Below are 12,953 nucleotides of genomic sequence, written 5' to 3'. Positions count from 1 at the left end.
CTTATTCGCCCGATGCACCCGGGGTGCCGGCGGCACGTTTGCGTTTGCTGCCACTGCTGCGGCGACGCTTACGCGGTGCGCCGCTGGCGCCTTCGTCCTTGCCGCTGAGGTCGCGGATCATGTCCCGGCGCCCGGCTTCGTTGGCGTCCTGGTAGTCGGTCCACCATTCACCCAGGCCGTCGGTCTGCTCGCCGGCGCTTTCGCGCAGCAGCAGGAAGTCGTAGCCAGCGCGGAAACGCGGGTTGTCCAGCAACTGGTCGGCCCGTTTGCCGCTGCGCCGCGGCAGGCGCTCCTGCATGTCCCAGATCTCGCGGATCGGCATGGTAAAGCGCTTGGGGATGGCGATGCGTTGGCATTGCTCGGCGATCAGCTCGTGAGCCGCTTCCTGCATGGCCGGTATCGGCGGCATGCCGCGTTCCTGCAGGCGCAGTACGCGAGTCGGCAGGGCGGGCCAGAGCAGGGCGGCGAACAGGAAGGCCGGTGTTACCGGTTTGTTCTGCTTGATGCGCAGGTCGGTGTTGGCCAGGGCTTCGCTGATCAGGGTGTGGGTGTACGTCGGGTTGTGCTCCAGCGCCTCGGCACTGGCCGGGAACAGCGGGTCGAACAGTTGCAGGTCCACCAGCATTTCGAAGGTGTCGGCGGCATGCCCCGAAAGGAACAGCTTCAGAACTTCTTCGAACAGGCGCGCCGAAGGAATCTCCCGCAGCATGGGCGCCAGTTCACGAATCGGCGTGGCGGTGTGTTTCTCGATGCCGAAATCCAGCTTGGCGGCGAAACGCACGGCTCGCAGCATGCGCACCGGGTCTTCCTGGTAACGCTGACGTGGGTCGCCAATCAGGCGCACCAGATGATTGCGGATGTCGTGCACGCCGTTGGCGTAGTCGAGAATGCGCTCGCTGACCGGGTCGTAGTACAGGGCGTTGATGGTGAAGTCGCGGCGCTGGGCGTCCTCTTCGAGGGTACCGTAGACGTTGTCCCGCAGAATGCGCCCGCTCTCGTTGCGCGAGGACTGGTTGCTGTCCTCCTCGTCTTCGTTCTGCGGGTGATTGGCGCGGAAGGTCGCGACTTCGATGATTTCTCGACCAAAGTGGATGTGCACCAGTTTGAAACGGCGACCGATGATGCGCGCGTTACGAAACTCGGCCCGCACTTGCTCCGGCGTGGCGCTGGTGGCGACGTCGAAATCCTTGGGGGTGATATTGAGCAGCATGTCGCGCACGCAACCGCCGACCAGGTAGGCCTGGTAGCCGGCGTTCTGCAGGCGCTCGACGATATTCACCGCATAACGGCTGAACTGGGCGCGCTGCAGCGAATGTTGGCTGCTATTAAGCACTTCAGGCGTGCTGCGTTGGTGTTGCGTACGACGCAAGGGAGAACGGAATGACTGGAACAACTTCTTCAGCATGGGATGCACTGTTTGAAGGAATGTTCGGCCAAAACGAAGAATGACCGCATGATGGGCGGGGATTCTAGCATTTAGTCAGAGGATGGTGTAGGAAGCTGCGGCGAGTTGTGCGGGGCGTCTGAAAGGGCCGTGTTACCTGGCGTTCAGAGCTTATGGGGGTGAATTGCGTGAATCACGGAAACTACAAGGGGAGCCGAAGCTCCCCCAGAAGTAGTTGCGTGCTCTATTTTTATTATTGGTTTCGGGCTTCTTGTTTTTGTTAAACGCCCTTGTCACCCGGTTAACCCGAAGTGACCCTCCCAATCGGGAGCCAAGAGCAAACGGATTGCTTTGATCGCTGTGTTGCAATGATCTATCGATCCAACCAGTTCAGGCTCTGTCTTAGGACAGTTTTTGTTGTTCTCGGCCTGGTTGTGGGGCTAGCCCCAAGTACAACGCCTCTCCAAAAGAATCAGTTAGCTGCGCCTCCGCCGTGTTGTTTTTATTGTGCGTGAGTCGATTCGTCTTATTTTTATTGTCTTGTGCATTGCTTGTTATTGTTTTTGTACTAAGCATATAGCAGATGCCGTGCCAACTTTTTCAAAGCCCAGTAAAACAAGGGGTTAGGGCTAAGAGGGGGTGTTTTGCAGGGCAAAAAAAACCGGGGCTTCGTTACCTTTAGCCCCGGCTTTTGTTACGTGGAATGTTGTGGGTAACAGTTTTTTGCAAAAAATCGAGTGTTACCCACACTCCGGACAGCCCCCATTCAGCTTTCGCTGGCCACCCCGGTCTTGCGCCGTGGAATGCCCAGGCGCTGACGTCGTTCCCACAGGCACTTGCGGCTGACGCCTAGTTTGCGCGCCAGCTCGGTCTCGGTCATGTGGTCCTGATGCTCAAGGACGAAGTGCTGGAAGTAGTCTTCCAGGGACAGGTCTTCGGTGGGTTCGTGGCTGGTGTTACCGGCTTGCGGTGCCAGGCCGATGAACTCCTCGTCCTCCAGATCGCTCAGCTCGATGTCGATGCCCAGCAAGTCGGCGGAGATTTCCGGGCTTTCGCACAGGATGACCGCACGCTCCACCGCGTTCTCCAGTTCGCGCACGTTACCGGGCCAGGAGTAGTGGCGGATCGCCTGTTCGGCATCGGCCGCAAATTTCAGGTCGGTACGGCCTACGCGAGCACTTTGGCGTGCAAGGAAGGCATTGGCGATCTCGTTGACGTCGGCGCCGCGCTCACGCAGGGCTGGCAGTTTCAAGGCGATCACATGCAGCCGGTAAAAAAGGTCTTCGCGGAACTGGCCGATCTTCGACAGGCTCTTCAAGTCCCGGTGAGTTGCCGCAATCAGGCGCACGTCGACTTTCTGCGACTGCACCGAGCCCACCCGACGAATTTCGCCTTCCTGCAGCACCCGCAGCAGGCGGGCCTGGGCTTCCAGGGGCAGTTCGCCGATTTCATCGAGGAACAGGGTGCCGCCGTCCGCCGCTTCGACCAAGCCGGCGCGGCCGGCACTGGCACCGGTAAACGCGCCTTTTTCATGGCCGAACAGTTCGGACTCGATCAGGGTTTCCGGAATGGCCGCGCAGTTCACCGAAATCATCGGTGCCTTGGCGCGTTTGGACAGGTTGTGCAGGGCGCGAGCCACCAGTTCCTTCCCGGTGCCCGACTCGCCCTGGATCAGCACATTGGAGTCGGTGGGCGCCACTTTTCGGATCTTGCTGTACAGGTCCTGCATCGGTGGGCAGGAGCCGATGATGCCGATCTCGCCGTTGCTGTTGTTGGCACCGGCCTTGTCGGCGGTGTTGGCGGCCTTGCCTGCCGGGCGTTCGGCCGGATTGCTCTCGGCGCTTTGCCGGTCACGCAGGATGCGCGCTACGGCCTGGAGCATCTCGTCGTGGTCGAACGGCTTGGCGATGTAATCCACCGCGCCCATTTTCATCGAGTCCACGGCCGAGCGCAGGCTGGCATAGCTGGTCATGATCAGCACCGGCGTGCCTTCGCCGAGTTTGATCAGCTCGGTGCCGGGGGCACCGGGAAGACGCAGGTCACTGACAATCAGGTCGAAGGTGGGGATGCTGAAGCGCTCCTGTGCTTCCTGCACCGAGCCGGCTTCGCTCACTTGATACTGGTTACGCTCCAGCAGGCGACGCAAGGCAGAGCGGATGATGGTTTCGTCTTCGACGATCAGAATATGCGGCATTGATTCAATTCTCTCGACGGTCTCAGTTCACAGCGGACGTCGCTTCGACATGACGCGGTAAGGTCACCCGAATACGGGTGCCGCGTTGGCTGTGTGGATCAGCCGGGCTGTCGATGGTGATTTGTCCATAATGCTCTTCAACGATGGAATAGACCAGTGCAAGGCCCAGTCCGGTGCCTTCGCCAGGGTCCTTGGTGGTGAAGAAGGGTTCGAACAATCGGTCCATGATGTTCTTCGGAATGCCACTGCCTTCGTCCTCCACAATCAGGTCGACCGTGTGTTCGAAAGCCTCGCTCTTGACCCGTACCGCGCTGCCCGCCGGTGAGGCGTCGCGAGCGTTGGACAACAAGTTGATCAGCACCTGGGCGAGCCGTTGCGGATCACCATCGACCCAGTGGTCGGGATCGCACAGGTTGAAAAACTGCACTTCAAAATTGCGCCGGTTCAGGGCCAGCAGACCAATGGCATCTTGGGCGACCTCGGCCAGGCACACCGCTTCGTCATTGTGTTGATGGCTGCCGGCATGGGCGAAGCTCATCAGCGACTGAACGATGCGGGATATGCGCTTGGTCTGCTCGAGGATCTGCCCGCTGATTTCGGTGAGTTCGCCGTCGTCCTCGCGCTCTTCCCGCAGGTTTTGCGCCAGGCAGGCAATGCCGGTCACCGGGTTGCCGATTTCGTGGGCCACCCCGGCGGCCAGGCGGCCAATGCTCGCCAGGCGTTCGGAGTGCACCAGTTTGTCTTCGAGCATCTGGGTTTCGGTGAGGTCTTCCACCAGCAGTACCAGGCCGCTGTTACCCGGTGCCAGGGGCTCGTCGATCGCAGCTTTGTGCAGGTTCAGCCAGCGGGTCTGGCCGTCGAGGGCCAAGTGCTGCTTGTGCAAGTGTTCATCGGGCAGGTTGATAAAACCTTGCAACAGTTCTTTCCAGGGGTTGGCGATGGTGATCAGGCGCGAGCCGACCACGTGCTGGGCCGGGATCCCGGTCAGCTCCTCCATGGCTTTGTTCCACATGAGGATTTCCTGGTCCTTGGCCAGGGAACAGACGCCCATGGGCAGTTCCTGCAGGGTTTGCCGGTGGTAGCGGCGCAGGGCGTCGAGTTCTGCGGCCAGGCCGGTGAGGCGCGAGTGGTAGTCCTCCAGCCGGCTTTCGATGAAGTGGATGTCCTCGGTGACGTAGTTTTCGCCGCCTGCCTTATAAGGCAGGAAGGTTTCCACCATGTCCTGGGCGACGCTCGGGCCCATCAGCCCTGAGAGGTTGGCCTCGATACGGTCACGCAGGCGGCGCAAGGCATAAGGCCGGCGTTCGTCGAAGGGCAGGTACAGGTCGCGCAGCGCCTGCTCGACTTCTTTTTGCGCAGCCTTGGCACCCAGGGGCTTGGCCAACTGGGTGGCGAACTCTTGAGGTGACGCCGCATGCAGTTCCCGGCGTTGTGGCCGGCGCACGTTGTCCACCGCGCAGGCTTCGGCAGCACTGGCTTCCTCGGCACTGGCGTTGGTGAACAGCGAGATCAGGGTGAACATCAGCACGTTGGCCGCCAGCGAGGCGATGGCCGCCATGTGCCAACTGGTGTCGTCGAGCACGTAGATCATGTTCAGCAGGGGAATATAGAAGCCCTGCAGGTTACCTATCAGCGGCAGCAGCATGGTCACCAGCCAGACCAGCACCCCCGCCAGCAAACCGGCGATAAAACCCCGGCGGTTGGCGGTCGGCCAGTAGAGCACCGAAAGCACACCCGGAAGGAACTGCAGGGTGGCGACGAAGGCGACGATGCCCAGGTTGGCCAAGTCCTGCTCGGCCCCCAGCAACAGGTAAAAGCCATAGCCGGCCATGATGATGGCGACGATCAGCGCGCGGCGGGTCCACTTCAGCCAGCGATAGATGTTGCCCTCTGCCGGCGGCTGGTACAGCGGCAGCACCAGGTGGTTGAGGGCCATGCCCGACAAGGCCAGGGTGGTGACGATGATCAAGCCGCTGGCCGCCGACAGGCCGCCGACATAGGCCAGCAACGCCAGGGCCTTGCTGTTGGCGGCAATGCCGATGCCGAGGGTGAAGTATTCGGGGTTGGTGGTGGCGCCCAGCTTCAGCCCGGCCCAGAGAATCAGCGGCACCGCCAGGCTCATCAGCAGCAGGAACAACGGCAGCCCCCAACTGGCGCTGACCAGGGCGCGGGGGTTGAGGTTTTCGGTGAAGGTCATGTGATACATGTGCGGCATCACGATCGCCGAGGCGAAGAACACCAGCAGCAGGGTGCGCCACGGACCTTCCTGCAACGGCGTGTGCAGGGCGGCGAGGGCCGTCTGGTTTTGCAGCAGCCACAGTTCCAGCTGTTGCGGGCCGTCGAAGACGCCATACAAGGCATAGAGGCCGACACCGCCGATGGCGATCAGCTTGATCACCGATTCGAAGGCAATGGCAAAGACCAGGCCTTCGTGCTTTTCCCGGGTGGCGATATGCCGTGAGCCGAAGAAGATAGTGAACAGGGTGATCAGCGCGCAAAAGCTCAAGGCCACCCGGTGCTGCACTGGTTCATGGGTCAGGATGCTGATGGAGTCGGCCACCGCCTGGATCTGCAAGGCCAACAACGGCAAGACCCCCACCAACATGAAGATAGTGGTCAGGGCACCGGCCCAGGTGCTGCGAAAGCGGAAGGCGAACAGGTCGGCCAGGGATGACAGCTGGTAGGTGCGGGTGATCTTGAGGATCGGGTAGAGCAGCACTGGCGCCAGCAGAAAGGCCCCGGAGACCCCGAGGTAGCTGGAGAGGAAGCCGTAGCCGTATTGATAGGCCAGGCCCACCGTGCCGTAGAAGGCCCAGGCGCTGGCATAGACCCCCAGCGACAGGGTGTAGGTCAGCGGGTGGCGAATGATCGAGCGCGGGATCATGCCGCGTTCGCTGATCCAGGCCACCCCGAACAGCACCAGCAAGTAGGCGGCGCTGATCAGGATCATCTGGGTCAGGCTAAAGCTCATCGGCATCTTTTTGGCTCTGCAGGATAAAGGTCACGACGATCAGAATCAGCCAGAGCAGATACGGGCGATACCAGGCGCCTGTAGCATCGATCCACCAATCCATGATGGCGGGGGAAAACAGATAGATCCCCACTACCAGGAGCAGGACCAAGCGATAGATGTACATCTCGGCCTCTCTTTATTGTGTGCGTGCCCGAAAACGTGCGGCGATGGTAACGGATGGGCGCCAAGCTGCAAGGGGCGTCAGCGTATTTGCGCTTCGGGGATGCTCAGTGTGCGTGGAATCTGCGTGGGGGCCCAATGGGCGATGCCCCAACCGAGGACTTCCCGAGGGTTGGCGCCCTCCAGCTCGGGGCCCGGGTTTTGCCCAAGGGCGCGCAGGGCCCTGAGTAACAGTGGGGTGGCTTGGTCTTGCGCCAGCGGCGGCGAGCGGTAGGACTTGCCCAGTTTGTTGCCATCCGGCTGGGTAATCAGCGGCAGGTGCAGGTAGCGCGGTTGCGGCAACCCCAGCAGCTCTTGCAGGTACAGCTGGCGGGGCGTGGAGTCGAGCAGGTCGGCCCCGCGCACGATATCGGTAACACCTTGCCAGGCGTCATCCAGCACCACCGCCAATTGATAAGCATAGAGGCCATCGCGACGGCGAATCACGAAGTCCCCGACTTCCCGGCCCAGGTGTTGGCGGTACTCGCCCTGGACCCGGTCCTGGAAGTGGTAATCGAGTTCCGGTACCCGCAGGCGGATCGCCGCGCCGTCCTGAGCGTGCCCGAGGTTGCGGCACAGCCCTGGGTAGATGCCCTGGTAGGGCTCCAGTTGTTTGCGCGAACAGGTACACGCGTAGGCCAGGCCGTGGTTGAACAGGCGATTGAGCACCTCGGCGTAAGCGTCGTGGCGTTCGCTCTGGCGGACCATCTCGCCGTCCCACTCAAAACCGTAGCGTTCCAGGGCATTGAGGATCGCCGCCTGGGCACCGGGTTCTTCCCGGGGCGGGTCGAGGTCTTCCATGCGCAACAGCCAGCGGCCGCCCACGGCGCGGGCATCGAGGTAGGACGCAAGGGCCGCCACCAGGGAGCCGAAATGCAAGTGGCCGCTGGGCGTGGGGGCGAAGCGCCCGATGTACGAAGGTGATGTGGAGGCAGTCATGGGGGCGGATGCTATGGGGTCTGGCCCCGGCGTGACAAGCGTGTCGGGGGGATTGCCGTGGCGGGCAAGCTTGCTCCAGCAGGGGAAGGCAAGGATGGCAGAAACAAAAACGGAGCGTTTTCACGCTCCGTTCTGTGTTCAAGGCGGCGATTACTTGCCGACTTGTTTTTCCTTGATTTCCGCCAAGGTCTTGCAGTCGACGCACATGTCGGCGGTAGGACGGGCTTCCAGACGGCGGATGCCGATCTCGACGCCACAGGATTCGCACCAGCCGTATTCTTCGTCTTCGATCAATTGCAGGGTCTTGTCGATCTTCTTGATCAACTTGCGCTCGCGGTCGCGGGCACGCAGCTCAAGGCTGAACTCTTCTTCCTGGCTGGCACGGTCGGCCGGGTCGGGAAAGTTGGCTGCTTCGTCTTTCATGTGGTCAACAGTGCGGTCGACTTCCTGCATCAAGTCCTGTTTCCACTTGTTCAGGATCTTGGTGAAGTGCTCGCGCATGGGTTTGCCCATGTACTCTTCGCCTGCCGTTTCAACATAAGGTTCGAAACCGCTGATCGATTGATTCTGTTGCTTTGCTTGGGTGGGCATGAATGGACCGCCTCTACTCTTGTAATCCATTGCGCAGGATTGCTCCATCTCCGACACTTGCCGGCCCTGCGGCTGCAAGCGGGCGAACTTACCAGATCAAATCCGAGCGCGCTACTCCCGGTTGTCGAGCCTGCGCCTGCCGTGGCCCGGGAAAACGGGCAAAGGCCGATCCGATAAGTTGATGGGTCTGATCAAACGTTGATTTTAGTCAAACTTGAGCCAGGTGTTGAGGTTCCTCAGCTCCAGCAAACCGAGGGCTCTGATTGCTTTTGGTTCTCGGGAGTTCCATGGGGTGGGTAGAATCGGTGTTTTGCTCCCTCAATGTAAGGAAGGCTAATGGCTCTGCCCTACAGTGCGCGCAGCCGCGCTATCGAACCGTTCCATGTCATGGCCTTGCTGGCCCGCGCCAATGAATTGCAGGCGGCGGGTCATGACGTGATCCACCTGGAGATCGGCGAGCCGGACTTCACCACCGCCGAGCCGATCATCCAGGCTGGCCAGGCTGCGCTGACGGCGGGCAAGACCCGTTACACCGCGGCCCGCGGGATTCCCGAACTGCGCACGGCGATCTCGGGCTTCTATCAGCAACGCTACGGCCTGGACATCGACCCTGAGCGAATTCTGATCACCCCGGGCGGTTCCGGTGCGCTGCTGCTGGCCAGCAGCCTGCTGGTGGACCCGGGCAAACACTGGCTGCTGGCGGACCCGGGCTACCCCTGCAATCGGCACTTCCTGCGCCTGGTGGAAGGGGCGGCACAACTGGTGCCGGTGGGCCCCGATGTGCGTTATCAACTGACCCCGGACTTGGTCGCGCGCTACTGGGACCAGGACAGCGTGGGTGCCTTGGTCGCGTCTCCCGCGAACCCGACCGGGACCATCCTGACCCGCGATGAGCTGGCCGGCTTGTCCGCCGCCATCAAGGCGCGCAACGGTCATTTGGTGGTGGACGAGATCTACCACGGCCTGACTTACGGCACCGATGCGGCCAGCGTGCTGGAAGTCGATGACAGTGCCTTTGTCCTTAATAGTTTCTCAAAATATTTCGGCATGACCGGTTGGCGCCTTGGTTGGCTGGTGGCGCCACCGGAAGCAGTGGGCGAACTGGAGAAGTTGGCGCAGAACCTCTACATCAGCGCGCCGAGCATGGCCCAATACGCGGCCCTGGCCTGCTTTGAGCCGGCCACCCTGAGTATTCTCGAAGAGCGTCGGGCCGAATTCGGTCGTCGTCGTGATTTCCTACTGCCGGCCCTGCGAGAGCTAGGGTTCGGCATCGCCGTGGAGCCTGAAGGCGCGTTTTACCTGTATGCCGATATCAGTGCCTTTGGCGGCGATGCTTTTGCCTTCTGTCGGCATTTTCTGGAAACCGAGCACCTGGCCTTCACGCCGGGCCTGGACTTTGGCCGGCACCAAGCCGGGCACCATGTGCGCTTTGCCTATACCCAAAGCCTGCCGCGCCTGCAGGAAGCGGTTGAGCGGATCGCCCGTGGCTTGCGGAGCTGGCAAGGCTGATGCGTTTCCATCCACCTCTCGAAGAAGGGCGCTTGTTGCGTCGCTACAAGCGTTTCCTGGCGGATATCGAGACCGCCAGCGGTGAGTTGTTGACCATTCACTGCCCCAACACCGGCTCGATGTTCAATTGCATGGTCGAGGGCGGGCGGGTCTGGTTCAGCCGCTCCAATGACCCCAAGCGCAAATTGCCGGGCACCTGGGAAATCAGCGAAACCCCGCAAGGCCGGCTGGCATGCGTTAACACGGCGCGGGCCAATGCCTTGGTCGAAGAGGCACTGCGGGCTGGTCTGATCACCGAGCTCAACGGGTTTGTCGGGCTCAAGCGAGAAGTGCCTTACGGCCAGGAAAACAGCCGTATTGATTTCCGCCTGGACTTCCCCGACGGCCCGGCCTTTGTCGAAGTCAAAAGCGTCACCCTCGGGTTTGCGGAGTCGGCGGTTGCAGCCTTTCCGGATGCCGTGACCCAGCGTGGCGCCAAGCACTTGCGTGAGCTGGCCTCTCTGGCCCGGGAGGGCGTACGTGCGGTGCAGTTGTACTGCGTCAACCTGACGGGCATCGAGGCGGTGCGGCCGGCGGTGGAGATCGACCCGGGTTATGCCGCCGCCCTGCGAGAAGCCGTGGCCGCCGGTGTTGAAGTGCTGGCTTATGGCGTGCGCCTGACGCCTGAGGAAGTCTGCATCGAGCGTCGGCTCGAGGTGCTGCTCGACGTTTAAAGCTCGACCCAGATTCCCTGGCGGTCTTCACGGCATTCAAGACTGCTCAGGGCCTGCCCGGCGCACGGGCCGGAGACGCACTCACCGTCTTCGATCAAGAACAATGCGCCGTGGGTGGCGCACTGGATCAGGCTGGCGCTGGCGTCGAGGAATTGATTCGCTTGCCACTCCAGGGCCACCCCGCGATGGGGGCAACGGTTGAGGTACACGTACACCTGGTTTTGGCGGCGCACAGCGAAGAGCTTCACGCCGTCGAGTTCAAAACCTCGGCTGCAGCCTTCGGGCAGGTGGTCTGGGGGGCAAAGCAACTTCATGTCTGTCCTTGGTGCGCAGGCTCTAGGCTCGGGTTGTGGTGAATATCACCAGGTGGTTTGAGGAAACATGTCGGCCCTTGACGGCCAAATGAAAACAATTATCAAATGGCCGCCGCGCCCCATAGCGGCACTCGCTGATTCTGATGCCTGGGTTGAAGGTTGTGTCACAGCGAACGCGGCTTTTCAGTGGGCCCATCTTCATTCAAGGAAAGCTTTCTATGCGCCCAAGTGCCAGCGCCATTGCGTTCTGTGTTGCCCTGTTGACGAGCCATTGTGCGAGTGCCGATTCATCGCCGCAGCGCTGGGTGAGCGCGGGCGGTGCGTTGTCCGAGTGGGTCAGTGCGCTGGGCGCCGAGTCGAAGCTGGTGGGGGTGGATACTACCAGCCAGCACCCGTCCTCACTCAAGGCACTGCCGAGCATCGGTTATCAGCGTCAGTTGTCTGCGGAAGGGGTGTTGAGCCTGCGCCCGCAGATTCTGGTGGGCACCGAGGAAATGGGGCCGCCACCGGTGCTCTCGCAGATTCGCGGTGCCGGGGTTCAGGTCGAGCTGTTTTCCGCCCAGGCTGACCTGCCGACCCTGCAGGCGAACCTGCAACACCTGGGGCGGCTGTTGGCCCTTGAGGATCGGGCCGGGCAACTGTTCCAGGGTTATCAGCAACAATTGCAGCAACAACAGGCCTGGGTCGCGTCGGCCCAGACTCGGCACGCAGCTCCGGGCGTCTTGCTGTTGCTGGGGCATGCGGGTGGCAAGCCATTGATTGCCGGCCAAGGCACAGCGGCCGATTGGCTGCTGCAACAGGCTGGCGGTCGCAACCTGGCCACGCACACCGGTTACAAACCGTTCTCGGTGGAGTCCCTGGCCAGTCTTCAGCCTGATGTGCTGGTGTTCTCCGATCGCAGCCTGGCGGGGGAGGCGGCGCGCACAGCCTTGTTCAAGGAAAATCCAATCCTCGCCTCGACGCCTGCTGCCAAAGCCGGTCGAGTCCTGGAGATCGACCCGACTTTGTTGGTGGGTGGGTTGGGGCCGCGCTTGCCGGACAGTATCAAGGCGCTGTCCGCGGCGTTTTATCCCCTTGAGCCAGCCCAGGCCAGCACGACGCAATGAGTCATCAGTTGGCGCCACGCGGGCTGTATCTGGGATTGGGCCTGCTATGCCTGGTGGCGATTTGGTTGTCATTGGCCCTGGGGCCGGTCAGCCTGCCGCTGCTGGATACCCTGCGCGCCGCCCTGCGCTTGCTCGGCGTGCCCATCGATGGGCAGGGGCTGGAGCAGGCTGAGTTGATTCTCGGGCAGATCCGGCTGCCGCGAACCCTGATGGGGTTGGCGGTGGGAGGTGTGCTGGCGCTCTCCGGGGTGGCCATGCAAGGGCTGTTTCGCAATCCCTTGGCCGACCCTGGGCTGGTGGGGGTTTCCAGTGGTGCAGCCCTGGGGGCGGCCGTGGCCATTGTCGGTGGCTCGTTCATGGGCGGTTTGCCGGAGGCGTTCGGCCCCTATTTGCTGTCGTTGTGTGCGTTTCTCGGCGGCTTGCTGGTGACGGCGCTGGTCTATCGCCTGGGGCGGCGCAACGGTCAAACCCACGTCGCCACCATGTTACTGGCGGGGATCGCGCTCACGGCGCTGGCGGGCTCGGCGGTCGGTCTGTTCACCTACCTGGCGGACGATGCCACGTTGCGCACCCTGACTTTCTGGAACCTGGGCAGCCTCAACGGCGCCAGTTATCAGCGCTTGTGGCCGCTGTTGCTGGTCAGCGGCGCTGTGGCCCTGTGGTTGCCCCGTCGGGCCAAGGCCTTGAATGCCTTGTTGCTGGGCGAGTCGGAAGCCAAGCATTTGGGTGTCAATGTCGAGCAACTGAAGCGCGAGCTGGTGTTTTGCACCGCACTTGGGGTGGGAGCGGCGGTGGCCGCGGCGGGAATGATCGGTTTTATCGGGCTGGTGGTGCCGCACCTGATGCGCCTGCTGGCCGGGCCGGATCATCGGACCTTGTTACCGGCATCGATCCTGGCCGGGGCCAGCCTGCTGTTGCTGGCAGACCTGGTGGCGCGCCTGGCCCTGGCGCCCGCTGAGTTGCCAATCGGCATCATCACCGCGTTTATCGGGGCGCCGTTCTTTCTGTATCTGTTGCTGCGAGGGCGCCCT

Annotated in this window: 10 protein-coding genes and 1 pseudogene; 4 read left to right on the top strand and 7 right to left on the bottom strand. The window is 62.0% G+C overall.

The genetic code is table 11. The features are described from left to right. Window position 1: 1 nt before the first annotated feature. The 6 genes from M1B35_RS19200 to dksA form a co-directional block, all read right to left on the bottom strand. A complete protein-coding gene (locus M1B35_RS19200) occupies window positions 2-1,405 on the bottom strand; it encodes a polynucleotide adenylyltransferase PcnB (RefSeq protein ID WP_123334954.1) in 1,404 nt (467 codons plus the stop codon). A 745-nt stretch (window positions 1,406-2,150) separates the two neighbouring features. Further along, entirely contained in the window at window positions 2,151-3,578 is a 1,428-nt protein-coding gene (locus tag M1B35_RS19195; RefSeq protein WP_123334957.1) for a sigma-54-dependent transcriptional regulator, read from the bottom strand. A gap of 22 nt (window positions 3,579-3,600) precedes the next feature. After that, on the bottom strand, window positions 3,601-6,555 hold the full coding sequence (locus M1B35_RS19190) for a sensor histidine kinase (protein ID WP_185039332.1): 2,955 nt from the start codon (window positions 6,553-6,555) through the stop codon (window positions 3,601-3,603). Then, complete coding sequence (locus M1B35_RS19185; RefSeq protein ID WP_003176118.1) at window positions 6,539-6,715, bottom strand: hypothetical protein; 177 nt, start codon at window positions 6,713-6,715, stop codon at window positions 6,539-6,541. Before M1B35_RS19185 ends, M1B35_RS19190 begins: the two co-directional genes overlap by 17 nt. Before the next feature lie 77 nt (window positions 6,716-6,792). After that, a complete protein-coding gene (gluQRS, locus tag M1B35_RS19180) occupies window positions 6,793-7,689 on the bottom strand; it encodes a tRNA glutamyl-Q(34) synthetase GluQRS (protein WP_268262781.1) in 897 nt (298 codons plus the stop codon). 150 nt (window positions 7,690-7,839) lie between these two features. Next, window positions 7,840-8,280, bottom strand: coding sequence for an RNA polymerase-binding protein DksA (dksA, locus tag M1B35_RS19175; protein ID WP_007924645.1), 441 nt, complete (start codon window positions 8,278-8,280; stop codon window positions 7,840-7,842). A gap of 336 nt (window positions 8,281-8,616) precedes the next feature. Between dksA and M1B35_RS19170 the strand changes: the two genes are divergently transcribed. Both M1B35_RS19170 and sfsA read left to right on the top strand, forming a co-directional pair. Next, complete coding sequence (locus M1B35_RS19170; protein ID WP_123334963.1) at window positions 8,617-9,789, top strand: pyridoxal phosphate-dependent aminotransferase; 1,173 nt, start codon at window positions 8,617-8,619, stop codon at window positions 9,787-9,789. After that, window positions 9,789-10,502, top strand: coding sequence for a DNA/RNA nuclease SfsA (sfsA, locus tag M1B35_RS19165; RefSeq protein WP_268262780.1), 714 nt, complete (start codon window positions 9,789-9,791; stop codon window positions 10,500-10,502). The genes M1B35_RS19170 and sfsA overlap by 1 nt, the downstream gene beginning before the upstream one ends. On the opposite strand, the gene M1B35_RS19160 is transcribed toward sfsA, so the two are convergent. Further along, complete coding sequence (locus M1B35_RS19160) at window positions 10,499-10,816, bottom strand: Rieske (2Fe-2S) protein (protein WP_268262779.1); 318 nt, start codon at window positions 10,814-10,816, stop codon at window positions 10,499-10,501. The two genes, sfsA and M1B35_RS19160, sit on opposite strands and share 4 nt — an antisense overlap. Before the next feature lie 218 nt (window positions 10,817-11,034). Here M1B35_RS19160 and M1B35_RS19155 point away from each other — a divergent pair, with 218 nt between their 5' ends. Beyond that, window positions 11,035-11,922, top strand: coding sequence for a heme/hemin ABC transporter substrate-binding protein (locus M1B35_RS19155; RefSeq protein WP_123334968.1), 888 nt, complete (start codon window positions 11,035-11,037; stop codon window positions 11,920-11,922). A 50-nt stretch (window positions 11,923-11,972) separates the two neighbouring features. Then, window positions 11,973-12,950, top strand: a pseudogene (locus M1B35_RS19150) (FecCD family ABC transporter permease); the annotation flags it as partial. Between the last annotated feature and the right edge of the window lie 3 nt (window positions 12,951-12,953).

The organism is Pseudomonas morbosilactucae (genome assembly GCF_023241665.1).
Taxonomy (GTDB): Bacteria; Pseudomonadota; Gammaproteobacteria; order Pseudomonadales; family Pseudomonadaceae; genus Aquipseudomonas; species Aquipseudomonas morbosilactucae.
This window is presented reverse-complemented; position numbering and strand designations above follow the sequence as displayed.